Origin of the sequence: Flavobacterium sp. J372, assembly GCF_024699965.1 — a bacterium.
Lineage (GTDB): Bacteria > Bacteroidota > Bacteroidia > Flavobacteriales > Flavobacteriaceae > Flavobacterium.
Genome location: NZ_JAJOMZ010000004.1, coordinates 125,459 through 149,802 on the forward strand (window position 1 = coordinate 125,459; position 24,344 = coordinate 149,802).

The window sequence follows — 24,344 nt, forward strand, 5'->3', positions numbered from 1 at the left end:
TTAAGGTCCCTTTTGTATTTCTGTATAAATTATTTGGCCGTTATGCTCAAGCTGTGTGATATGCTTTATAGATCCGTCGGCATCAAGTAAGGCCCAGTAATCAGGATATTTTATCGTTACTTCTTTACCTTCAAGATCATTTTTAAGTTTGGTAAGGCTAAGTCCGTTTTCCAATCCGCGATTGATATAAAATAAGCGCTTTTCTCCTTTAATGCTGAATACGGCATCTTTCACTCCACCTTCATAAATATTAGAAACAATACCTCTTACAACCAGGCATTCGCTTTCGTCATCAGGTGTTGGTACGGTGCTAAAAGCTAATAAAACTATTCCAACAACTGCCAAGGCAGATATACCAAGAAGAATTGGTTTCGCTTTCATAAAGTAATAGCTTGGTTATAATGTAATAACCTTACAATTGTGAAAATATTATATCGCCGCCGCAGAAGTCTGCGCTTCTTTAACAATTTTCTTCACAAGCCCCTGCAGTACATTACCCGGGCCAACTTCAATAAATTCTGTAGCGCCGTCAGCAACCATGTTTTGCACGCTTTGTGTCCATTTTACCGGCGCTGTAAGCTGTATGATAAGATTCTTCTTAATTTCATCTGCATCGCTTACAGCTGTTGCCAGCACATTCTGGTACACCGGGCAAACAGGGTTTTTAAAAGTAGTTTGCTCAATGGCTGCAGCAAGCTCTTCACGGGCAGGCTCCATCATGGGTGAGTGGAATGCCCCGCCTACCGGAAGTATAAGCGCTCTTTTTGCTCCTGCCGCTTTCAACGCTTCGCAGGCCAGCTCAACAGCTGTTGTCTCGCCTGAAATTACCAACTGGCCGGGGCAGTTATAGTTTGCGGCAACAACAATGCCTTCAACGCCTTCACACACATCTTCAACAACCTTATCTTCAAGGCCCAGTACTGCAGCCATAGTAGACGGTGTTATTTCGCAAGCCTTTTGCATTGCAAGCGCACGCTGGCTTACCAGCTTAAGACCATCTTCAAAGCTTAGTGCACCCGCGGCAACAAGTGCAGAAAATTCGCCCAGTGAATGCCCTGCTACCATATCAGGTTTAAAGCTGTCGCCCATAGTAAGAGCCAGGATAACCGAATGCAGGAATACTGCAGGTTGTGTAACTTTTGTTTCCTTTAGCTGGTCGGCTGTACCGTCAAACATTATATCTGTAATGCGGAACCCTAATATATCGTTAGCTTTTTCAAAAAGTTCTTTTGCTGTGGCAGATGAATCATAAAGATCTTTGCCCATTCCTGTAAACTGGGCGCCCTGCCCTGGGAATACATATGCTTTCATTTGTTTTGGTGTTTAGTTCGGAAAACAAAAATAGGTTTTTTTCCAGCAGGAGATGATTTTGCGATAACATTTAGATTGAGACATAAAAAAAGTCCAGGCATTAGATGTCTGGACTTTCAATATTAGCCGGATATGACTAATTATGCGTTTCTGGTAGCAGAGTATTGCGGTGCAGCCTGCTCGGTTGGTGTGGTTACAATACAGCGCCTTTTGTTGCAGCCGTACCTTTTAGGCCCGCATGATGCTAATAATAACACAGCGGCGCCGAAAGCAAAAAAGTATTTCCTCTTCATCAATCAGTTGTTTCCATTATTTATGCAAAGGTAATGCCAAATGCTATTTTATTGAAAATGTTGCTGTTAAAGTTTATGCCAGGTCGGCTGATAAGCTGTTTGCCTGCATTTTCTTGAGTTGTTCAAGATAGTTGCGTTCATTGCTGAGGCGAGGTATTTTGTGCTGGCCACCAAGTTTATCTTCAGCCTTGAGCCAGTCATAAAAAAGGCCGGGCCGCGCAACATTCAATACCAGCGGATTCAACGTCATGTTGTTGTAGCGTTTGGCTTCATAATCAGAATTTACTTCCTGCAATGCCTCGTCAAGCGACTGCCTGAATGCTTCCGCGCTGGCGGGAGGTGTTACAAACTCAACAATCCACTCGTGTGCTCCCTTTTCACGCCCTTCCATAAAAACAGGAGCCACAGTATAATCTTTAATTTCGCAATTATGGATGGCACATGCCTTTGCCAAAGCTTTATCGGTATTTTCCACCATCAACTCTTCACCAAAAACATTTATATGGTGCTTGGTCCTTCCCGTAATTTTAATGCGGTATGGATTGATGGATGTAAACCTTACCGTATCACCAATCATGTAGCGCCACAGACCTGCATTGGTAGTAATAACAATAGCGTAATTTTTATTTAGTTCCACATCGGCAAGGCGTATAACTTTTTGGTCTGGTGTACCAAATGTATCCATAGGGATAAACTCGTAGAAAATGCCGTAATCCAGCATCAGCAACAGTTCATCGCTGCCATTGATATCCTGTATAGCAAAGAAACCTTCCGATGCGTTGTAAATTTCATAGTACTTAAAGTCAGCTTTGGGCAATATCTTTTTGTATTGCTGCCTATAAGGCTCAAAACTTACGCCCCCATGAAAATACACCTCAACATTTGGCCATATTTCGGTAAGGTCACACTTGCCTGTTTCTTCCAGTATTTTGTTCAGCAGCACCAGCATCCATGAAGGTACACCTGCAAAACTGGTAACATTCTCGGTCATTGTCTCCTTAATGATAGCAGGTATCTTAGCTTCCCACTCACTCATTAATGACACCTTATTGCTCGGCGTACTGCTGAATTCAGCCCAAATAGGCATATTGTCAATCAGTATTGCCGAAAGGTCTCCGAAGAAGGTATTATTGTCTTCATACAGCTGCTTGCTTCCACCAAGCCTCAGGCTCTTACCCGTAAAAAGCTGGCTGTCTTCATTATTGTTAAGGTACAGGCACAAAAGGTCTTTACCTGCTTTATAGTGGCAATCTTCAAGCGCTTCGTAACTTACGGGTATAAACTTGCTTTTGGCATTGGTAGTACCGCTTGATTTGGCAAACCATTTAATCTGCGTAGGCCAGAAAACATTTTGCTCACCCTTGCGGGTCTGTTCAATCATAGGCTCGAGATCTTCGTAAGTTGAAACCGGCACCCGCTCTGCAAATGAAACATAACTGCGAATTGAAGGATAATCGTACTTGCGCCCCTGTACTGTATTTTCAGCAGTGCGCAACAGGCTCAGCAGCAATTCTTCCTGCACCTCATGAGGATATTTCAAAAACAATTCTATCTGGTGGATACGTTTTTTGAGAATCCATGAAGCTATCGAATTGATGATTGCCAACGCCATATTTATTATCTTTACGCCTATAAAAATAGTAATTTTTCCATGCAATACGAGGGGGTTTTAACAAAAATGCAGACAGAATTGGGAACTCCCATACAGTACTACATTGTTTTTGAAAGCAGTTTCATCAACGTTAACCAATTACTGGGCAAAGAGATGGAAATTGCATTTATGGGATACCAGTGCCTGCATTGCAGCAAAAAAAAGAAAATTTACCGACAGGGCTATTGCTATGACTGTTTCTATGTTATACCGGCAGCGGGTGACTGGATTATGCGCCCAGAGCTTAGCAAGGCACACCTTGATATTGCCGACCGTGACCTGGAATATGAAAAGAAAGCACAGCTGCAGCCACATATTGTGTACCTGGCTTCGGCAAGCGACATGAAAGTTGGCGTAACCCGTAAAACACAAGTGCCGACAAGATGGATAGACCAGGGCGCCAGCCAGGCGATACCTCTGGTTGAAGTACCTAACCGCTACCTTGCAGGCGTTACGGAGGTTGCGCTGAAAAACCACTTTTCCGACAAGATAAACTGGAAAAAAATGCTGCTGAATGAGGTGTCGCCTATTGACCTTTTCGAGCGCCGGAAATTCGTGCAGCCGCTTATACCGGAAGAAGTTGCTGCATTTTATGAGCAAACTGAGGAAAAGCTATACAACCTTAACTATCCCGTGCTGGAATATCCTAAAAAAATTACAAGCCTTAATATTGTAACTACTCCGGTTTATAATGGAAAGCTCACTGGCATCAAGGGCCAATATCTGATTTTTGAAGACGGCACCGTATTCAATGTGAGGTCATTTGAAGGTTTTGGCGTAAGGATAAGCGTATAAGCCACAGCTATTTTACAGAATTCCTGAAGCTGACTTCCTTTGGTGAAAACTAATATCAAATCTTACAATAGTTTAGCCGTAACTGTAACAATAATTGTATTTTTGGCACTTATCTGTTAAAAATAAATAGTTAGTTATATGCAGTTTTTAAAGAATGTACTTTCAACAATAGTAGGGCTGTTCCTGTTTTGTTTCCTGTTCTTCATTTTCATCGTGCTGATAGGTGTTGCCGTGGGCAGCAGCGGAAGTGAAGATGTTGTTGCCGTAAAAGATAATTCTGTGATTGAGCTGAACATTGCCGAAGTAACCAATGATTACGGCGGTAAATTTTCTTATCCTGAATTCAGTTTTCTTGACGATGAGCCGAAAGACGGCTTAATCGATATATTAGATGCTATAGATGCTGCCAAAACCGACAGTAAGATAAAAGGCATATCTATCACTAACAGCACCGCTGCTCTTGGCATGGCCCAAATGAAAGCGCTTCGTGACAAGCTTGAAGAATTTAAGAAATCAGGCAAGTTTGTTGTAGCCTATTCCGACTCTTACTCACAGGCAGATTACTACCTCAACTCGGTTGCCGATACGCTTTACCTGAACCCTATTGGTGAAGTCGATTTTAAAGGCCTTTCAAGCGAAGTGATGTTCTTTAAAGACTTCCAGGAAAAATCAGGCATTAAAATGGAAGTGATACGCCACGGCAAGTACAAAAGTGCCGTTGAGCCTTTCCTGAGCAACGAAATGAGCCCTGAAAACAGGGAGCAGCTTACAACGCTGCTCAATTCCATTTGGACATCGGTTTCTACAGACATCTCAAAAAGCCGTAACATACCGCTAGACCAGGTTAATAACATTGCCACCAACCTATCGGCCCGCACAGCTGATATGGCAAAATCGGTTAAACTTGTAGATAAGCTTGGCTATGAAGATGAATACCGCAATGGCATACGCAAAGCACTGAAAGTAAAGAAAGACGAGGACTATAATACAATTGAAATACTTGATTATGTAAAGTCTGGTTCAGTAGCCGCGGCAAAGAGCAGTCTTGGTGACCGTATTGCTGTAATATATGCTCAGGGTGAGATTACCGGCGGCGAAGGCGACATCAACGTTATTGGTGAGGGCGCCATGCGTGAATCGCTTAAAAAAGCACGTGAAGACAAAAATGTGAAAGCCATTGTACTGCGTGTGGATTCACCGGGCGGAAGCGCAATGACAAGCGAACTCATCTGGAGAGAGATAGAGCTTACTAAAAAGAAAAAGCCGGTTGTGGTATCAATGGGTAACCTGGCAGCTTCAGGCGGATACTATATATCATGCAACGCCGACAGGATATTTGCCGAGGCCAGCACCATCACAGGCTCTATTGGCGTATTTGGCGTATTGCCGAACCTTACGCAATTAAGCAACAAAGTAGGCATACACACAGAAGAGGTAAGCACACATGCCAATGCCTCAGGTTACAGCGTATTCTCGCCTCTTAAAGATAATACCCGTGCCTATGTTCAGGAAAGTGTTGAGAACATTTACAAAACCTTTGTGAGCCGGGTTATGGCGGGCCGCAAGATGACTTTTGAGCAGGTTGACGCCATAGGCCAGGGTCGTGTTTGGGCAGGATCAGACGCGCTTAAAATAGGTTTGGTAGACGAAATAGGCGGGCTTGATGCTGCTATAAAACACGCTGCCAAACTTGGTAAGACAACAAAATATTCTACCAAAGCATACCCACAGTTTGAGCGTGATCTCAGCAAATATTTTTCTAACCTAAGCGGGCTGCCTTTTGCAAAAACTAAGGAGGAGTTTATTAAAGAAGAAGTTGGCGCAGAGAACTATCGGGTGATTGAACGCATACGCCGTACTACACAACGCCGGGGCGCACAGCTTATACTGCCTTATGAAATAAACATTAAGTAACAGCCGTTATTTATGTAATACGGCTATAAAGCCGTATCTTAGCAAAAAAGCATACCATGGTTAAGAAGATTTTGAAATGGACCGGCATCACCCTGCTGGTCCTGATTATACTCCTGGCTGTAACGCCTTTCCTATTCAAAGACAAGATTAAAAGCATGATTGCCAAGGCTATCAACGAGCAGGTTGATGCCACTGTGGCATTTGAAGACGTCAGCCTCAGTTTGTTTAAGAGCTTTCCGCAGGCGAATGTTACCATTGATAAGCTAAGCATCATAAACAAAGCGCCGTTTGCCGGAGACACGTTGGTGTACATGGGCGAGATGAACCTTAAGATGTCGGTTAAGGAACTATTTAAGGGGGAGAGCGAACCGATGAACCTTGAATCATTTACTACCAAAAACGGTGTTGTAAACATCCTTTTCAATAAAGATGGCCTGGGCAATTTTGATATTGCACTGAAAGACCAGCCAGAAGAGCCGGGCAGCGGCGAGAGTAAGCCGTTTGCACTGAATGTACAGAATTATGCTGTAGAAAACCTCCGCTTTAAGTATTATGACGAGCGCAGCAAAATGAAAGTGGTTATTGACAGCCTTAATCATGAGGGCAAAGGTAATTTCGCTGCAAGCAAGCTTGATCTTGATACCCATACCACAGCAAAGCTGACCATGGATATGGACAAGACCAACTATATGCGCAACGTAGTGCTGAAGCTGGATGCTGTGCTTGGCCTTGACCTTGACAAAGGCATCTATACTTTCAAAGACAATAAGGCAATGATTAACCAGTTGCCTTTAGAATTCAACGGGAGCCTTGGGCTTCTGGAAGCAGGCCAGCAGTTTGACCTCACATTTAAAACCCCTACCTCATCATTCAAGAACTTTCTGGGCCTAATCCCTGAAGCCTACTCGGGCAGTATTGCCAATGTGAAGACAGAGGGTGATTTTACCATCAACGGCAAAGTGAACGGCATGATGACTGAAACTACTGTGCCGAAGTTTAATATCGCCATAGCTTCCAATAACGCGTCATTTAAATATCCGGATCTACCCAAGTCAATTAACAACATCGTCATTGATACTAAAATCATCAATGAAAGCGGTGTGATGAATGACACGTATGTGAATTTAGACAAGCTTTCATTCCGGATAGACCAGGATGTTTTTGATGCCAGCGCCAATATTAAAAATGTGGTAGAGAATCCGCTGGTTGATGCTAAACTTAAAGGCACCATCAACCTGAATAATTTTGCGAAAGCGTATCCGGTGAAGCTTGATGTGCCGCTATCAGGCATGCTAAAGGCCGATGTAGAAACGAAATTTGACATGCAGGCTGTTGAAAAAGAGCAGTATGAGAAAATCGACAACCGCGGCAGCATGAGCCTATCAGGGTTTACGTATTCTGGCGAAGGCATGGCGAAGCCGGTTGTTATCAATAACGCTTCGGTACGTTTTAACCCGAGCCGTGTAACGCTTGAGCAATTTAATGCCAAAACCGGCTCGAGCGACATTGCTTTAACGGGCACGCTTGATAATTTTTATGGCTTTATCTTTAAAGACCAGGTGCTGAAGGGCAACTTCAACATGAATGCCAACCAGCTTATCGTAGCGGACTTTATGGCGCCTGAAACAGCCAAAACCACAACTAAAACCGGTGACGGCGAAAAGAAAACCACAACAGTAAAAAAATCTGACGCTGTGAAAATACCGGCGTTTCTTGACTGTACTATCACTGCAAAAGCCAATACTGTGGTTTATGACAACCTGAACCTGAAGGATGTTTCGGGCAGGATGATCATCAGGGACGAAGCCGTGAAGCTGGAGAACCTGAAGACATCAATTTTTGGCGGGCTTATTTCAGCAAGCGGTAATGTTTCAACGAAAGGTAAAACTCCTACATTCAGTATGGACCTATCACTGAATAAAGTTGACATCAACCAGTCGTTCACGCAGCTCGACATGCTTAAGTCTATAGCCCCTATTGCTGATGTAATTAACGGCAAACTCACATCAACTATCAACGTTGCGGGTAACCTCGACGCAAAAGAAATGACACCTGACCTGAATTCGCTTACGGGTAATTTATTGGGGCAGCTGCTGTCTACAACCGTTAACGAGAAAAATTCTAAACTCTTAAATTCACTTGACTCACACCTGAAATTCATCGACCTGAGCAAACTCAATCTTAATGACCTGAAAGCTGCCCTGACTTTTAAAGATGGTAAAGTGAATATTGCACCATTCAATTTAAAATATCAGGATATAGCAATTAAAGTTGGCGGGCAGCACGGCTTCGACCAGTCTATGAATTATAATATCAACTTTGATGTGCCTGCTAAGTATCTCGGTTCAGATGTTAACAAACTCTTAAATAGTTTATCCCCGGGTGAGGCAAGTAAGATATCTGTTCCTGTAAATGCAATCCTGACCGGTACGTTCAAAAATCCGAAAATCAGTACTGATGTTTCACAAACTGTTACCAACCTTACCACCCAACTGGTAAAACAGCAAAAAGATAAATATGTAAAACAAGGCGCATCAGCCCTGGAGAACCTCATCAAAGGAAATAAAAGCGGCAGTAACAATCAGTCACAAACCACCGACACTACTAAAACCGCTATTCCGAAAACAAATCAGGAGGCTAAAAAACAAGCTGAAGAAGCCCTGAAGAATACTGTAAATAAGTCTGTACGGGATCTTTTTAAGAAAAAGGAGAAAAAAGAAGAATAAGATTATGTGCTGGCCAATACCCAGGCACATTATTCTGCGCCATTTGCGAAATGTTTCTTTATTTTGCACCTGATGAAATTTCAGAGCACCGCACACTTATCACTTGGCAGCAATAGGGGCAACAGGCAGCAGCAACTGGCTGATTGTGTAGATTATATACACAATCATGTGGCTACTGTGGTAAAAGTTTCAGGGATTTACAGTTCTCCTGCCTGGGGCTTTGAGAGCGATGAGTTTTACAATTGTGCCATTACCATTCATACATTTAAAACCGCACATAAGCTTCTTGAAGATTTGCTGTCAGCAGAGTCAAAGGCGGGGCGGGTGCGTAACGGCAGTGGAGGCTATACGGCAAGGACGATAGACATCGACATCATTTCGTTTAATAATGAAGTGATACGCGAAGAAGGCCTCACAGTGCCACACCCGCGAATGCAGGATCGTAATTTTGTACTGGTGCCGCTGGCCGAGATTGGGCCTGAATGGCAACACCCTGTGTTGAAAAAAGACGTAAGGACACTCTTAGCGCAAAGCAGGGATGAGGGCATTTGCAAGTTTGTTTCAAAACTTGATGTACAGCTTGATAAGTACCGGCTAAATAAATTCAATTATGTTGCCATTGAAGGGAATATTGGTGCCGGAAAAACAACACTGGCTGGTAAGTTAAGCGAAGATTTTAACGCAAAGCTGGTATTGGAGCGTTTTGCTGATAACCCCTTCCTGCCAAAGTTTTATGCCGACCAGCCACGGTATGCGTTCTCGCTGGAGATGTCTTTTCTGGCTGACCGTTACCAACAGCTTAGCGATGACCTGTCTCAGTTTGATCTTTTCAGGGACTTTGTAGTAGCCGATTACCACATTTTTAAATCGCTTATATTTTCTAAAGTCACACTTAGTGAAGATGAGTATCGCCTGTACCGCAAGCTGTTTGACATCATCTACAAGGAAATGCCTAAGCCGGATATATACGTATACTTATACCAGAATACCGAAACATTGCTGCAACACATAAAACAGCGTGGCCGTGAATACGAGCAGGACATACAGCCGGAATACCTTGAAAAGATAAATCGTGGTTATCTGGATTATATCAAGTCACAGCCCGGCCTGGATGTTTTGGTATTAGATGTATCTGAACGGGATTTTGTTGAAAACCAGGAAGACTACGTCTGGATACTTGACGAGATACATCGCTTTAATAATTACTAGATATTCTCGTTAACGAATGAGTGAGAAATGCCCCTTTATTTCAGGTAAACTATCGTCAAGCTTTATAACATACCAGTAATCTGAGGCGGGGAGATTCCTGTTTTCAAAAGTGCCATCCCAGTATGGCCTGCTTCTGGTAAGCTGTATTAGCAATTTGCCGTAACGGTCAAATATACTAACCTTAACCTTCGGGTACAGTGTCATACCTTGTATTGTAAAAAGGTCATTCACATTATCATTGTTTGGCGTAAAGAATCCCGGCACTACAAACACTATGAAATTGCCTGTTACAGTACCGCAATCATGACGTTCTTTTACAGTTACTGTTCCCTGCCCTGCCGGTACGTCAGTAAAAATATTTGACGTTTGAAAGTTCACCCCGTCAAGCGAGAAGCGGTAATCCTCAACATTAGTATTGGCAATGTTTATTGCTACGGTAGTGCCATCCACATTAATCGAAGAGATTACGGGCGCCAGCCTTTCAATTACTGTAAATGTTTTAGTGGCTGAACAGTTTTGCGCGTTAGTTAGTACTACGCTATAAGTTCCTCCTGTTGAAACAGTAATTGTTTGCGTAGCCTGGTTGTTTAGTGACCATACGTAAGTAAGTCCCGCAACGCCCGCATCAAGCGTAACACTATCTCCCTGACAAATATAAATCGTTTCCGGGTCTGCCGCTGGTGTACTGTTAACGGTTACAGTTACTGCCGCCCTTGTTGCCGACACGCAGTTATTGTTCACTGCTTCGGCATAGAAAGTTGTGGTAGAAGTTATGCTGGGTGATGTTATAGCAGTGCCTGTGCCTACCTGGTTACCCCCTGTTGGGGCATCATACCATGTTACATTTCCTGCCGATGCTGTTGCCTGCAACTGTGCTGTACCTGCCCCGCAAATCACTTGGTTTGCTCCGGCGGTTATAGTTGGCCGTTGGTTTACCGTCACAGTAACAGCCGTTCGGCTGCCTGTGGCGCATGATGCATCATACGGTGATGCATAGTAGGTTGTAGTGGCAGTAAGGCTGGGCGTTGTAAAGGCCGACCCGACATCTATAGGGCTGCCGCCTGTTGGGTTGACATACCAATACACCATATTGCCGCTTGATGTGGCGCTGATAATAGCGGTTCCGCTACCACATATGGTAGCCCCTTGTGATGATGTTATTGCAGGTACAGTTACGGTGGTAGTTGCCGATATATTCAGCACCGGGTCACCCGGCATACCTCCATATTCCACTATATAACCCTGCGGAACATAAGGTGGGCCGCTGCCTGCTGCCGGAAGGTCATTCCATGAGCCCGGTATACCCACACCCGGTGCGGTTATATGAGCGTAATCTTCGTTCCCTGCATTATTGGGTTCCTGAGTGTTCCAAAATGCAAAGTTGGGCGTAAAACCGTTGGCCAGTCCATTCCAGAAAACAGTCCCAGCTTCGGGGCCGGTTACCCACTTCCAAACGCCTTCCGTTTCTTCATCTGTACCGCCTATCCACCCTGTACCGGTAGCCTGCTCCCCGCAAAGCTGGGCTTCTTCAGCACTTAAAAGCGTTGCCATGTAACCCTGCAAACCATAATAAGTACTTGCTGCCGCCGCCGCTCTTGCCTGCGGCCAAGTGATATTGACTGCTTGCACAAACTGGTAATAATGACCTGTAGAAGCAAGGTAATTGGCCTGCCCTATGGTAATTGAAAATGTACGGGTGCCTGGTGTTGGTGTTGCCGAAAGGTTGGTATACAAAACATCTTTCACGGCTGCTATAAGCTGGGCATATGGCACTATCTGGCTGCCTGGGCCTTTAAGAGTAAGCTTGCCGGCAATATTATCCCATGTTGCTGTAACATTGGGGTGCGTACCGTTGAGGTTCAGCCTGTCCTGCCCTGCAATATAACCTGACGAAATCTGTATATAAACAGCGTTCAGCCCCGGGTCATCAGGGTCTGTTATGTTAAACGAAGTTACAATTGGCACAGGTGTACCCGCGCAGTATACCTGGCTACCTGTTGCCGTGAGCACCGGTGCAACGTTTTGCGAAAAGACGACAGATGTAAAAAAAGAAAGAAAAGCACTGCGCTTTTCCGTAACGCAAAAATATTCATTCCGCTAATGTAATGAAATAAGGTTACAGCGGCTTTGTTGTATAGTTTTTTGTGAAAATATCCCACACCACAATACCTGCGCTTACAGAAATGTTGAGGGAATGTTTAGTTCCCAATTGCGGGATTTCGATGGTTCCGTCACATAAATCTATAGCCTTCTGCTGCACGCCCTTTACTTCGTTGCCAAACACCAAAGCCAGCTTTTTATCTTCCGGCGGCGTAAAGTCATTCAGCATTACTGAGTTTTCAACCTGTTCAACGGCATATACTTCCGTGCCTACAGCTTTTAATTTCGCTATCACTTCAGCAGCATCCTTCATATATTCCCATGCAACGGTATCTGTAGCGCCCAATGCAGTTTTGTGTATTTCTTTATTGGGAGGAGTTGCGGTGATACCGCAGAGGTAAATTTTCTCAACAAGGAAAGCATCTGCCGTTCGGAAAACCGACCCAATGTTGTGCAGGCTTCGTATGTCATCCAAAATAAGGATAAGTGGCGTTTTTTCAGATTCTTTAAAATCCTCAACGCTTTTACGGTCCAGTTCACTATTGGCAAGTTTCCTCATCACTTCAAATTTACGGCACAAAAATAGCAAATATTCCGGCAGGGAAGTTATCCACAATATATCAGCACCCCGCCCTACTCTTTGGTAATTTCTGTAAATTGCATGCCTTAGTATTTTTAAAGAATTATCCGTTGGCAACCAAAGAAAAAGCAGCAAAAGAAACCCCGTTGATGAAGCAGTACAACGCCATAAAAGCGAAGTACCCGGATGCCTGCCTGCTTTTCCGTGTAGGTGACTTTTACGAAACCTTTGGTGAAGATGCCGTACGTGCTGCGGGTATCCTCGGGATAGTTCTCACCAAAAGGGGTAACGGAAGCGAAACCGAAACAGCGCTTGCGGGTTTTCCGCACCACTCGCTTAACACATATCTGCCAAAGCTTGTAAAGGCCGGGCTTCGCGTTGCAATTTGCGATCAGTTGGAAGACCCTAAGATGACCAAGACCATTGTGAAACGCGGGGTGACAGAATTGGTAACCCCGGGAGTTTCTATGAATGATGAAGTATTGCATTCAAAATCGAATAACTTCCTGGCGTCAGTTTATTTCGGAAAAAAGACACTCGGGATATCTTTTTTGGATGTCTCTACTGGCGAGTTCCTTACAGCGCAAGGCAATGAGGAATATATAGATAAGCTGTTGCAAAATTTCTCGCCGAGCGAAGTGTTGGTCCAGAAAAATGATAAAACGGCTTTCCGTGATACGTTTGGAGATGACTACCATGTGTTCTACCTGGAAGACTGGGTATATAAAGAAGATTACGCTTTTGAAAGCCTTACTTCACATTTCGGAACGAATTCACTTAAAGGCTTTGGCGTTGAAGAACTCCAGGAGGGCATCATCGCATCGGGGGCAGTACTGTACTATCTGAGCGAAACGCAACATAAACGCGTGCAGCATATTACAGCCATACAGCGTATTGCCGAAGATGCCTACGTGTGGATGGACCGCTTTACCATACGAAACCTGGAGCTATATCATAGCACCAACCCGAATGCGGTAACGCTGCTTGATGTAATAGACCGTACGCTTTCACCTATGGGCAGCCGATTGCTGAAACGCTGGCTGGCACTACCGCTAAAAGATGCCAACAAAGTACGTGCACGCCATGAGGTTGTGGAATACCTGACGATAAATACCGACGTGTTGCAAAAATTCCAGCAGCAGATAAAACAGATAAGTGACCTGGAACGCCTAATTTCAAAAATAGCTACAGGCAAGGTATCACCGCGCGAAGTTATTTATCTTAACGATTCACTCGATGCCATCATCCCTGTAAAGAACATAGCCCTCTCAAGTGATAATGAAGCGCTGAGAGCCATTGGTGACAGCCTGCACAGTTGCGACCTGCTGCGTGAAAAGATAAAGGCTACGCTCAACCCTGATGCTCCTGTTGCCATTGCTAAAGGCAATGCTATAGCGCAGGGAGTTCATGCTGAGCTTGACGAACTTCGGGCAATAGCCTATTCGGGTAAGGAATTTTTAGAAGCGATAGAAAAACGGGAGTCGGAACTTACAGGAATAACATCACTTAAGATTTCCTTCAATAACGTATTCGGGTATTATATAGAAGTTCGTAATACGCACAAAGACAAGGTTCCGGCAGAATGGATTCGGAAACAAACACTTGTAAATGCCGAGCGTTACATAACCGAAGAGCTGAAGGAATATGAAACCAAAATTCTTGGCGCAGAAGAAAAAATACACCAGATAGAGTCGCAGCTTTTTGAGCAGCTCGTAAACTGGATAGCTACGTATATAAAGCCCGTACAGCTAAATGCCGGGCTGATTGCGCAGGTAGATTGCCTTGCATCATTTGCGCAGCTGGCGCTTGAAAATAAATATATACGGCCTGAGATAGACGACAGCTATGAACTCGATATAAAAGAAGGCCGCCACCCTGTTATTGAAAAGCAGCTGCCTGTGGGTACGGCTTACATTACCAATGATGTTTATCTTGACCGTGAAGCGCAGCAAATAATCATGATCACCGGCCCCAACATGTCGGGTAAGTCGGCTATACTCAGACAAACCGCGTTGATAGTATTACTTGCGCAGATGGGCAGCTTTGTGCCGGCCGAAAGTGTGCGTATGGGTATTGTGGACAAGATTTTTACAAGGGTTGGAGCATCAGATAATATCTCGATGGGCGAATCAACCTTTATGGTCGAGATGAACGAGACGGCTTCCATTCTTAATAACCTAAGCGACCGCAGCCTTATATTACTTGATGAGATAGGCCGCGGCACCAGTACCTATGACGGTATATCCATCGCATGGGCAATTGCCGAGTTTCTGCATGAGCATCCGGCACAGCCAAAAACTTTGTTTGCCACGCACTACCATGAACTGAACGAGATGCAGGAGATTTTTGAACGGATACAGAATTATAATGTATCTGTTAAAGAATTAAAAGATACTGTGCTCTTCATCCGTAAACTTGTAAAAGGAGGCAGTGCGCACAGTTTCGGTATCCATGTAGCAAAGATGGCCGGTATGCCGCAAACAGTGATACAAAAGGCGCAAAAGCTGCTCAAGAAGCTTGAGAAAGACCATAGCGGCGAAGCATTATCTAATGTAAAAGCATCGGCCAAGGAAGAAATGCAGCTGAGTTTCTTTAATCTTGACGACCCTTTGCTTGAAGAGATAAAAGATGAGATCATGAATATCGATATCAACACACTTACACCTGTTGAGGCTCTGATGAAACTAAATGAGATAAAGAGAATGCTAACGAAGTAAAATTCCAAAATCATAAATTACAAGCACCAAATTTCAAACAGGGCGATCAGACTAAAAAATTTATGTAGTAAGACAAACGTTATCAGAAGATTAAATTTTTATCCTGAAAAATTTTTAAAAAAGCCTTGTATAATTGATTTTATGTGCTACATTTGCATCCGCAATACTGAAACAAAAAGCGGTAATTGACATAATGCGAAAATAGCTCAGTTGGTAGAGCGCCACCTTGCCAAGGTGGAGGTCGCGGGTTCGAATCCCGTTTTTCGCTCAAAACCTTTTAAGCTCGAGTGGTGGAATCGGTAGACACGCTGGACTTAAAATCCAGTGGGCAGCAATGCCCGTGTGGGTTCAAGTCCCACCTTGAGTACACAATATTAAGCCCTGACATTCGTCAGGGCTTTTTTATTATTTTTTGGTAAACTTTTTATTGGCGATACTGCCGTTTTCCAGTTTCAGGGTTGCGATATATATACCCGGCGCCAGCCCTTCAGTGCTAATACTGTCATTATCAACATCTGTCGATTTTACGAGCCGGCCTGTAATACTGTATATCTGTGCCGATATAACTTTTGAGGCAGATTGTACTACAATATCATTTATAGAAGGGTTAGGATAAAGCGCTATAGTGTTTACATTAAAGTCTCCTGTGCTTAAAAAAGTGCCGTTCAACACTATTTGGGGCCTTGTTTTCTTCGCCTGAACTGAAGTAGCGGTATTTGTACCGGTGAAATTAAGCGGCGGATTAAATGGATCTGCATTATCTGCGGCAACATCGGTACGAATCATAAGTGATGTAAAATCGGTTGTAGGAGCAGTCTGTAAAAATTTAGTCACGTTTCCGTTATTTCCCGGTTGGTTGGCATCAACGGTAATTACAAGGTTATCAGTACCGTTATATTCAAATGGCGTACTGAAGGTACAGGTTAATGTTGTTCCTGAAACTGTAAAAGACCCGTTCGCCATTACCTGCGTGTGGGTTGATATATCTATCCAGTCTGCACCTGTTGTGCTTACCACAGGATTATAGGCTGATACATTGGTATGGCCTATCCAAACGTCAAGCATACCGTTTGAATTGGTAAGGGTTCCGGTCTGATTTAGCTTAAATTCGACAGATGTAATTGTTCCCGGAGATCCGATTTCTGACGGAAAATAAATAAATTGCGCCAGAGAAGTTGAATAAAAAATAGAAATAGGTGTTGACAATCCGGCATTACTGTCAACTGCGGTGCCTGAACCGATAGTAACTTGGGCTGATGATACAGCAGCTACCAATAAACTGTAAAATAGTAAAATTCTTTTCATAGGATTTGTATAAATATTCATGTAAATATATGAGAATCATTATATTGCACACATATTATTATATTTATTTATGGGTTAGGCAATAGTGATACTACCATATCGTAAAAAATTGAATATTCTATAACTTTAATAAATCTATATTCATAAAGTATTAAAACATTACCTTATACCGGTAATTTAGATATTATTAACAGGCATATCCTTATTTTTGCAGTTAACCCGTTTTTAAACTTATGAAGCTGCTGATTGTTGAAGATGAGCCAAACCTGCTGTCAATTATCAGGAAAGGGCTTTCCGAAAAGAATTATGATGTAAGCGCCGCGCTTGATGGCGCTACAGCTTTGCAGATGATTGCTGAAAACGTGTTTGATGTAATTGTGCTGGATGTAATGCTCCCCGACATCAATGGCATTGAAATATGCCGAAGGCTCAGGGCTGCCGGAAACTTTGTACCGATACTTATGCTTACGGCCCTTGACAGCAGCGCCAATATCGTTTCAGGCCTGAATGCAGGGGCAGATGACTATATGAGTAAGCCGTTTAAATTCAGTGAGCTTGAGGCTCGTATAAATGCGCTGGCCCGCCGCGCTGCAATTGAGCATAAACCGGCTGAAGTACTTGAAGTGGAAGACATGATAATCGACAAAAAAGCCAAAACCGTAACACGAAGCGGCAAGGATATACCATTGACAGCAAAAGAATTCAGGTTACTGTACTACCTCGCAAAAAATCAGGGCACAATACTCTCACGGGAAAAAATCCTTGATAACGTATGGAACATAAATTTTGACATGAATACCAATGTGGTTGACGTATATATAAACTATCTCAGAAAAAAGATTGATAAGCCTTATGATACAAAACTCATACATACCATAAAAGGCCTCGGTTACACCATCCGCCCCTAACCTATGCAGATACAAAAGAAAATAACCATTACCTACATTGTGCTTTCGTGTGTAAGCACACTTCTTCTATGTGTTGTGGTTTTTTATCTCTTTCAGCAGAATAACCGCTACTATTTCCTGAAAAGACTTGAAGACAGGGCAAACGTTGTGGCATCAATGCACTTTCAGGATGATCCGCTTAAATCAAAATATGTTAGCGATCTTAAAGCCAATGCACTACCTGAATTAATTGATGAAAAAGACTACGTACTTAAAATAAACGGGGTAAATTCTTTTGAATACAACACGGATCTTACTCTTGCACCGGATTTTTACAAAGAAGTTCTTGCAACAGGCAAAGCATGGGAGCGTGACGGCCACCGGTACTACTACGGCCAGACTTTTGGTGAAGGCAATCAAAAGTACATCGCGATTGTTTCTGCAATAGACAGGCGCGGTAATACCACCACGATATATATGGTGCGCATATTTATTGTTGGCGGGCTCGGGTTCATAATAATCGCTTATATTTTTGGCCGGTTCCTTGCAAGAAGAATGACTGCCCCGGTAGCCAGGATTACCGCTGAAGTAAAACGTATAAGCGCTAATAACCTGCACAACCGCCTCCAGAAAACAAGTAAAAATGATTCGGATGAACTGGCTGACCTTACCCGAACTTTTAATGACATGCTGGACAGGCTTGAGACTTCATTTGAGCTGCAGGCCAACTTTATCAATAATGCATCGCATGAGCTGAAAACGCCTGTGACTACCATAATGGCAGAGGCGGAAATAGCGCTAATAAAAGACCGTAAACCCGATGAATATAAATTGGCGCTGGAAAACATAAACAGGCAGGCTGCACGCCTTGCCAGCCTTACTGAAAGCCTTTTAAAGCTGACACTGACAGGCTATGATGGTAAAAAGCAGGTACAGGATGTGGTGCGCATTGACGAGCTGCTTACTGAAGTAAAACAATCCCTTGATCGTTTGTATCCTGATAACAGGGTGAGCCTGAAGTTAAAGCTTCCGCAGGATGAGTCATTATTATTGCTGCCATGCAATAAACCCTTGCTGGAACTTGCCATTGGCAACATAATAACCAATGGTGTAAAGTACAGCAATAACGAAGAAGTTTTTGCAGAACTTACTGCCGACCAAAACCAGATAAAAATTGTAGTAACTGATATTGGCATGGGCATACCACCCGAAGATGTACCGCACTTGTATGAGCCCTTTTTCAGGGGTAAAGAGGCTTCGCGCTATACGGGCTATGGCCTTGGGCTGCCATTGGCTATGAAGATTATCCGGATGCATAACGGCGAATTGGTAATACAAAGTGAGCCGGGCAGGGGGACTGTAGCAACTATTGTTTTCAGGAAACCGAACATTAAAAATTCTAATGTAAAATCTTAGGATTTTCTAATTTTAATTTAAGCCTGCTCTAATCTGGCGATTGTTGCTTTGTATGTATAAACTTTCAATAGAGTTATACATATGAAAAATATTCTCATCCCCACTACGCTTCAGGAAGATACACTACACGCTGTAAATAACGCACTTGTACAGGTAACCGGCCCGTGTAGGATTATCATACTGCAGCCTGTACCAATGCCCGACAGCTTTGCCGCAGCAGAATTTATCCGAAAATCGCATAACAATCTTACAAATGTACAATCTTCGGTAATTGAAAAATGCCATAAAGCCGTTACTGCCGTGGCCGGGTGCTGCCTTGAAGTACGCACGCAAATAGGAGTTACTGCACCTTTGCTGCGTAACCTGCTAGACTTTCTTAATGTGAACCTTATAATTGTACCTGCATCTTACAGGGCTGAAAAATCAAAACTGCACACACGGTGCCTTGAAATTTTACTAAAGTATAAGTGTCCGGTATTGCAGCTAAATACAGAGCCAAACGAAACCGGGCTCATAAATGCTCTATACCTTGAGAATAAAAAGGCCAGCTTTGGCATACAGGAACTGCAGCAGCGCGTAGGGGCACAATTCAACTTCAGGATTGTAAGCCATGCCGATATCACTGAAGCCCAAAGCCCGGATGAACTTGCAAATTACCTTACAGCGGCTGTTGAAAAGAATAACATTGACCTGCTGATTGAAACGAGGGCTGTACAAAGCCGGAAAAAAAACCAAAGCAGTATAGATGAGCTGCTTGGCCTGCCGGTGCTATCTATTAATGAAGACGCCGTAAATGCATAATACTTACAAGCTAAAACTATGCTGTTAAAAAAGAAAATACCATTGAAATATGTGCTGGGCAAGATCAGGATTGAGCTTGCGCTGGTAATAACATATACTGTTACCTTTGAGCTGATACATCATTTTTACCACGCTATATCTATAAATATTCCTATTGCGGTACCTGCCATTATCGGTACCATCATATCATTGCTGCTGGCCTTTAAATCAAACCAGGCGTATGACAGGTGGTGGGAGGCCAGGATAGTTTGGGGAGGTATTGTAAATGACTCACGCACGCTGATAAGACAGCTCATTGCCTTTTATAAAGACCCGGATTTTTCTGTGCGGGCTAATGATTTTAAAGAAAAGTTTGCCAGAAGGCAGGCGGCATGGTGCTACAGCCTGGCGCAATCACTTCGCGGCAAAGACCCTATAAAGCTGATAAAGACACTACTTACTGATGATGAGCTTCGCTTCGTGAAAAACCATAAGCATGTACCCAACGCAATACTGATGCTGCATGCAAAAGACCTTAAGCGTGCACGGGATGAAGGCGCACTTACTACTTACCAGCAAGTAGAGATTGACAATACGCTAACGCGCCTATGTGACGGCATGGGCAAATGTGAGCGTATAAAGAACACTATTTTCCCCACAACGTATAGTATGTATATACGCTTTACACTATGCCTTTTTATTTTGATGCTGCCTTTTGGGCTTACAGATTATCTTGGCTATATGCAGATACCGGTTGTGGCAACTATTGCTGCAGCGTGCTTCCTTATAGAAAAAATGGCCATTCACCTGCAGGATCCATTTGAAAACAGGCCAACAGACACACCTATGATTACTATCTCAAATAATATAGAGAAAAACCTGATGCAGATGGTGTACGAATACAGGAATGAATTTGAGCTTGATCCAAAGGCTCCGGAACTTCATTTAACGAAGCCATCAAGAGATCCTTATTTTGTTCTCTAACACCCCTGGGCCCCGCGAAGCGGGGCTTATTTTTAATACCTCAAAACTTACTTTGTAAAAAAAACCGGCTCAATGAGCCGGTTTATAAATTTATGAATAAGCTTATTTAATGCTGATTGCAGCGCCGCCGCCCGGGGCAAGCTTCTGCTTCAGCTTTGTTTTACTTGTCACTTTTATTGTCCTGATAGCATAACTCTGCGGATTAGTTTCGTAATGCGCATTGTCGCCATCGGCATAAATAGTTGCAGTATATGTTTTTCCTTTTGGAAGGAATTCAAAGCTGATGTTTGCAATACGTGCGTTCTCATCAGTAATTGCCCCTATAAAAAATTCATCTTTACCTTTAGCTTTTCGAGCCATGGTAATATAGTCTCCCGGTTCGGCCTCAAGCACCCAGGTTTGGTCCCCAGTCTATCGCTACGTCTTTTATAAACTGGAAAGCATCCAGATGCTTATTGTAGGTTTCAGGCAGGTCGGCTGCCATTTGCAGAGGGCTGTACATAGTTACATATAATGCCAGCTGCTTTACCAGGGTAGTATGTACATATGAATTGTTATCCGGATTATAAGCATTTATTTTGGTCTGGAAAATACCCGGAGTATAGTCCATTGGCCCACCCATAAGCCTTGTAAATGGCAGTATTGTAGTATGATCCGGATTATTTCCGCCGAAAGATTCATACTCAGTACCACGTGCTGCTTCGTTACCTATCAGGTTAGGATATGTACGCGCAAGGCCTGTAGGCCTTACTGCTTCGTGGGCATTTACCATAATTTTATATTCAGCGGCTTTTTTAATGGCATATAGGTAGTGATTTATCATCCACTGCCCGTAGTGGTATTCGCCACGCGGAATTATATCACCCACATAACCACTTTTAACCGAGTTGTAGCCGTTATCAACCATAAACTGATACGCTTTATCCATCCAGCGCTCATAGTTGCGCACAGAGCCCGATGTTTCGTGGTGCATCATAATTTTCACACCTTTTGAAGCAGCATAGCGGTTAAGTTCTTTCACGTCAAAATCAGGATACGGCGTAATGAAGTCAAACACGAAGTCTTTTGATTTGCCAAACCAGTCTTCCCAGCCTTCATTCCATCCTTCTACCAGGACAGCATCAAAACCATGCTTTGCCGCAAAATCAATATATTCTTTCACGTGTGCCGTGTTTGCAGCGTGCTTACCGTTGGGTTTTGTTTTTGAATAGTCTGTTTCACCGAGCTTTACACTTGTCAGGTCGTTATACGCCCAACTGCTTTTGCCGGTTATCATTTCCCACCAAACACCAACATACTTCACTGGTTTTATCCATGAAACATCTTTGTATTTCGTAGGTTCGTTCAGGTTATAAATGGTACGCGAAAGAAGGATATCACCTGCTTTATCGCTCACCAAAACCGTCCTCCATGGCGATTGCATAGGCGCCTGCATGTAGCCTTTGTTGCCAACAGCATCAGGCGTAAGCCATGAGTTCAGCACCATATTTTTATCGTCAAGCTCCAGAGAGAGGCATGAATAATCTACCAGCGCAGCTTCATGGATGTTGATATACAAACCATCATTGCTCTTCATCATAAGTGGCGTCTGCAGCCCCGTTGGCGAGAAGGTTTCCTGAGAGGCATTCGGAGTGACAGCCTTATCCATCCTGCCCCGCACTTCGCTTAGTTTTGATGTTACCGTACTGTACTCCTGAGTGTCATAATCCCCCGGAAGCCAGAATGCTTTATGGTCTCCTGCCAGCGCAAACTGTGTGCGTTCTTCTTTTATGATGAAATAGCTAAGTTCTTTTTGTTCAGGAAATTCATACCGAAAGCCAAGCCCGTCATTAAACACCCTGAAACGTATACGGATATACCTCCCCTTCTGGTCTTTCTGGCTAAGTGTTACCAGTAGCTCATTATAATTATTGCGGATACTTTTCTCTTCACCCCAAACCGGCTGCCAGGTTTCATCAAATGATGATGTTTCGGCCATATCAACCGTAAAGCCTGCAAGCATTGGGGCAACATCTTTTGTGTCAATGCCCAGCTTACTGGTTTTTATTACAGGCTTATTTTTATACGAAAGCTCATAGGTTGGTTCGCCTGCCGGGCTTAGTTTAAAAGTGAGCTTAACATTCTTATCGGGTGATGACACCTGCTGTGCCTGCATTATAATAGCAGTAAAGACAAACAGGATTGATAAAAGTTTTTTCATGTGTACTTATTGATTTTTTATCGGATGGATAAAAGTACCGATTTTAAATCTATATTAACATCACACACCTTACGCAAACCTTTTCGTGTTGAAAACTTGGGCGTATAAAACTAAAAACCCCGCCGGAGCAGGGTGTTAATTATTATGCTTCAACAAGCTCAGCATGACTTATAGATATTAAGATGCTGCCTTAAGCCGCTTCATAAAAGTGCGGCTCAGGTGGTGCTCTACATATTCTCTGTCAATGTAAAGTTCCTTGTCATCACTGCCGGGAAGCTCATACATCGCTTCGTTGAGGATAGCTTCACAAAGCGAACGCAATCCGCGCGCGCCAAGTTTATACTCCAATGCTTTTTCAACAATATAATCCAGTGCGTCATCAGAGACAGTTAACTCCACATCATCCATCATAAACAGCTTTTTATACTGCTTGATAAGGGCATTTTTAGGCTCTGTAAGGATAGCACGAAGTGTCTCCCTGTCGAGCGGGTCCATATGGGTTAAAACCGGCATACGGCCAATTATTTCAGGTATAAGCCCGAAGTCTTTCACATCCTTCGGGATAATATATTGCAACAAATTATCTTTGTCGATATTGTCATTGTTCTTTGATGTGCTGTAGCCCACCGCCTGCCTGTTCAGCCTTTTCGAGATAACGCGTTCAATACCGTCAAAAGCACCACCGGCAATGAACAGGATATTTTGCGTGTTAACCTCAATAAACTTTTGATCAGGGTGCTTCCGTCCACCTTTCGGCGGAACGTTTACTACCGTACCCTCAAGCAGCTTCAGCAATGCCTGCTGCACACCCTCACCCGATACATCGCGGGTTATAGACGGGTTATCGCTCTTACGGGCAATCTTGTCTATTTCGTCAATAAAAACAATACCGCGCTCGGCCTTCTTCACATCATAGTCGGCTACCTGCAGCAGTCGGGTAAGGATACTTTCTACGTCCTCCCCTACATACCCTGCCTCTGTTAGCACCGTTGCATCAACAATAGTAAGCGGTACATTCAGCATTTTCGCAATGGTTTTTGCCACAAGCGTTTTACCGGTACCTGTCTGGCCCACCATCAATATGTTGCTCTTTTCAATCTCAACCTCATCTTCGTCTGTCTGCTGCATAAGCCTTTTATAGTGGTTATACACCGCTACCGACAGCACCTTTTTGGTCTGGTCCTGGCCTATCACATACTGGTCAAGAAAAGCCCTTATCTCTTTCGGCTTCTTCAGGTCAAGTTCGCCTGATAAGGCTGTGCTCCCGCTTTGTTTGAGTTCCTCCAGCACAATGCCGTGGGCCTGCTCAATACAGCGGTCGCATATGTGCGCGCTTATGCCTGCAATCAATAAATTCGTCTCCGGCTTCTTCCTTCCGCAAAATGAACACTCTAATACTTCTTTCGCCATAGTTCTTTATTTGTAACCGGTGTAAAGCAATTTACGTGCCTAACACCGGCTATCTAAAATCTTTAT

General features: G+C 43.5%; 17 protein-coding genes, 2 tRNA genes and 1 pseudogene. 12 read left to right on the forward strand and 8 right to left on the reverse strand.

Annotated features, from left to right (window positions below; genetic code table 11):
• Together LRS05_RS01020 and fabD are read right to left on the reverse strand one after the other, a co-directional pair.
• Positions 1-381: a hypothetical protein gene (locus LRS05_RS01020; RefSeq protein ID WP_257866611.1), complete on the reverse strand. Its 381-nt coding sequence runs from the start codon at positions 379-381 to the stop codon at positions 1-3.
• 48 nt (positions 382-429) lie between these two features.
• Positions 430-1,311: an ACP S-malonyltransferase gene (fabD, locus tag LRS05_RS01025; RefSeq protein WP_257866612.1), complete on the reverse strand. Its 882-nt coding sequence runs from the start codon at positions 1,309-1,311 to the stop codon at positions 430-432.
• Positions 1,312-1,443: 132 nt separating this feature from the next.
• On the opposite strand from fabD, the gene LRS05_RS01030 reads away from it, so the two are divergent.
• Positions 1,444-1,638, forward strand: a complete 195-nt coding sequence (locus LRS05_RS01030) for a hypothetical protein (protein ID WP_257866613.1) — start codon at positions 1,444-1,446, stop codon at positions 1,636-1,638.
• Between the two features lie 39 nt (positions 1,639-1,677).
• Here LRS05_RS01030 and LRS05_RS01035 read toward each other — a convergent pair whose 3' ends face one another.
• Positions 1,678-3,216, reverse strand: coding sequence for a GH3 auxin-responsive promoter family protein (locus LRS05_RS01035; protein ID WP_257869215.1), 1,539 nt, complete (start codon positions 3,214-3,216; stop codon positions 1,678-1,680).
• A 39-nt stretch (positions 3,217-3,255) separates the two neighbouring features.
• On the opposite strand from LRS05_RS01035, the gene LRS05_RS01040 reads away from it, so the two are divergent.
• The 4 genes from LRS05_RS01040 to folK all read left to right on the forward strand — a co-directional run bounded on the left by LRS05_RS01040 (position 3,256) and on the right by folK (position 9,899).
• Positions 3,256-4,050, forward strand: a complete 795-nt coding sequence (locus LRS05_RS01040; RefSeq protein ID WP_257866614.1) for a DUF2797 domain-containing protein — start codon at positions 3,256-3,258, stop codon at positions 4,048-4,050.
• A gap of 138 nt (positions 4,051-4,188) precedes the next feature.
• A complete protein-coding gene (gene sppA, locus LRS05_RS01045) occupies positions 4,189-5,964 on the forward strand; it encodes a signal peptide peptidase SppA (protein ID WP_257866615.1) in 1,776 nt (591 codons plus the stop codon).
• Between the two features lie 56 nt (positions 5,965-6,020).
• Complete coding sequence (locus tag LRS05_RS01050) at positions 6,021-8,690, forward strand: AsmA family protein (protein WP_257866616.1); 2,670 nt, start codon at positions 6,021-6,023, stop codon at positions 8,688-8,690.
• 72 nt (positions 8,691-8,762) lie between these two features.
• Positions 8,763-9,899 carry a 2-amino-4-hydroxy-6-hydroxymethyldihydropteridine diphosphokinase gene (gene folK, locus LRS05_RS01055; protein ID WP_257866617.1) on the forward strand — a complete coding sequence of 379 codons (1,137 nt, stop codon included), beginning with the start codon at positions 8,763-8,765 and terminating at the stop codon, positions 9,897-9,899.
• 9 nt (positions 9,900-9,908) lie between these two features.
• On the opposite strand, the gene LRS05_RS01060 is transcribed toward folK, so the two are convergent.
• Entirely contained in the window at positions 9,909-11,909 is a 2,001-nt protein-coding gene (locus LRS05_RS01060) for a T9SS type B sorting domain-containing protein (RefSeq protein ID WP_257866618.1), read from the reverse strand.
• A gap of 106 nt (positions 11,910-12,015) precedes the next feature.
• Entirely contained in the window at positions 12,016-12,558 is a 543-nt protein-coding gene (locus LRS05_RS01065) for an RNA methyltransferase (protein WP_257866619.1), read from the reverse strand.
• A 131-nt stretch (positions 12,559-12,689) separates the two neighbouring features.
• Here LRS05_RS01065 and mutS point away from each other — a divergent pair, with 131 nt between their 5' ends.
• From mutS to LRS05_RS01080, 3 genes are all read left to right on the forward strand, one after another.
• The gene (gene mutS / locus LRS05_RS01070; RefSeq protein ID WP_257866620.1) at positions 12,690-15,296 is read left to right on the forward strand and encodes a DNA mismatch repair protein MutS; all 2,607 of its coding nucleotides are present in this window, start codon (positions 12,690-12,692) and stop codon (positions 15,294-15,296) included.
• 195 nt (positions 15,297-15,491) lie between these two features.
• A tRNA-Gly gene (locus LRS05_RS01075) sits at positions 15,492-15,564 on the forward strand.
• 13 nt (positions 15,565-15,577) lie between these two features.
• Positions 15,578-15,663, forward strand: a tRNA-Leu gene (locus LRS05_RS01080).
• A gap of 38 nt (positions 15,664-15,701) precedes the next feature.
• On the opposite strand, the gene LRS05_RS01085 is transcribed toward LRS05_RS01080, so the two are convergent.
• Entirely contained in the window at positions 15,702-16,601 is a 900-nt protein-coding gene (locus LRS05_RS01085; protein ID WP_257866621.1) for a T9SS type A sorting domain-containing protein, read from the reverse strand.
• 233 nt (positions 16,602-16,834) lie between these two features.
• Here LRS05_RS01085 and LRS05_RS01090 point away from each other — a divergent pair, with 233 nt between their 5' ends.
• From LRS05_RS01090 to LRS05_RS01105, 4 genes are all read left to right on the forward strand, one after another.
• Entirely contained in the window at positions 16,835-17,509 is a 675-nt protein-coding gene (locus LRS05_RS01090; protein ID WP_257866622.1) for a response regulator transcription factor, read from the forward strand.
• A gap of 3 nt (positions 17,510-17,512) precedes the next feature.
• Positions 17,513-18,904, forward strand: a complete 1,392-nt coding sequence (locus LRS05_RS01095) for a HAMP domain-containing sensor histidine kinase (RefSeq protein ID WP_257866623.1) — start codon at positions 17,513-17,515, stop codon at positions 18,902-18,904.
• An 81-nt stretch (positions 18,905-18,985) separates the two neighbouring features.
• Positions 18,986-19,705 carry a hypothetical protein gene (locus LRS05_RS01100; protein WP_257866624.1) on the forward strand — a complete coding sequence of 240 codons (720 nt, stop codon included), beginning with the start codon at positions 18,986-18,988 and terminating at the stop codon, positions 19,703-19,705.
• A gap of 18 nt (positions 19,706-19,723) precedes the next feature.
• Positions 19,724-20,668: a bestrophin family protein gene (locus LRS05_RS01105; protein ID WP_257866625.1), complete on the forward strand. Its 945-nt coding sequence runs from the start codon at positions 19,724-19,726 to the stop codon at positions 20,666-20,668.
• 102 nt (positions 20,669-20,770) lie between these two features.
• Here LRS05_RS01105 and LRS05_RS01110 read toward each other — a convergent pair.
• Positions 20,771-22,868 (reverse strand): annotated as a pseudogene (locus tag LRS05_RS01110) (glycoside hydrolase family 97 protein).
• A 177-nt stretch (positions 22,869-23,045) separates the two neighbouring features.
• The gene (clpX, locus tag LRS05_RS01115; protein ID WP_257866626.1) at positions 23,046-24,278 is read right to left on the reverse strand and encodes an ATP-dependent Clp protease ATP-binding subunit ClpX; all 1,233 of its coding nucleotides are present in this window, start codon (positions 24,276-24,278) and stop codon (positions 23,046-23,048) included.
• Positions 24,279-24,344: the final 66 nt, after the last annotated feature.

Excerpts from the sequence above, each read along its gene's own strand:
- LRS05_RS01030 (WP_257866613.1), top strand. The coding sequence starts at position 1,444 with ATGACTAATTATGCGTTTCTGGTAGCAGAGTATTGCGGTGCAGCCTGC.
- LRS05_RS01095 (WP_257866623.1), top strand. The coding sequence starts at position 17,513 with ATGCAGATACAAAAGAAAATAACCATTACCTACATTGTGCTTTCGTGT.
- LRS05_RS01040 (WP_257866614.1), top strand. The coding sequence starts at position 3,256 with ATGCAATACGAGGGGGTTTTAACAAAAATGCAGACAGAATTGGGAACT.
- LRS05_RS01090 (WP_257866622.1), top strand. The coding sequence starts at position 16,835 with ATGAAGCTGCTGATTGTTGAAGATGAGCCAAACCTGCTGTCAATTATC.
- LRS05_RS01100 (WP_257866624.1), top strand. The coding sequence starts at position 18,986 with ATGAAAAATATTCTCATCCCCACTACGCTTCAGGAAGATACACTACAC.
- LRS05_RS01020 (WP_257866611.1), bottom strand. The coding sequence starts at position 381 with ATGAAAGCGAAACCAATTCTTCTTGGTATATCTGCCTTGGCAGTTGTT.
- LRS05_RS01035 (WP_257869215.1), bottom strand. The coding sequence starts at position 3,216 with ATGGCGTTGGCAATCATCAATTCGATAGCTTCATGGATTCTCAAAAAA.
- fabD (WP_257866612.1), bottom strand. The coding sequence starts at position 1,311 with ATGAAAGCATATGTATTCCCAGGGCAGGGCGCCCAGTTTACAGGAATG.
- LRS05_RS01085 (WP_257866621.1), bottom strand. The coding sequence starts at position 16,601 with ATGAAAAGAATTTTACTATTTTACAGTTTATTGGTAGCTGCTGTATCA.
- clpX (WP_257866626.1), bottom strand. The coding sequence starts at position 24,278 with ATGGCGAAAGAAGTATTAGAGTGTTCATTTTGCGGAAGGAAGAAGCCG.
- LRS05_RS01065 (WP_257866619.1), bottom strand. The coding sequence starts at position 12,558 with ATGAGGAAACTTGCCAATAGTGAACTGGACCGTAAAAGCGTTGAGGAT.
- folK (WP_257866617.1), top strand. The coding sequence starts at position 8,763 with ATGAAATTTCAGAGCACCGCACACTTATCACTTGGCAGCAATAGGGGC.
- sppA (WP_257866615.1), top strand. The coding sequence starts at position 4,189 with ATGCAGTTTTTAAAGAATGTACTTTCAACAATAGTAGGGCTGTTCCTG.
- LRS05_RS01050 (WP_257866616.1), top strand. The coding sequence starts at position 6,021 with ATGGTTAAGAAGATTTTGAAATGGACCGGCATCACCCTGCTGGTCCTG.
- LRS05_RS01105 (WP_257866625.1), top strand. The coding sequence starts at position 19,724 with ATGCTGTTAAAAAAGAAAATACCATTGAAATATGTGCTGGGCAAGATC.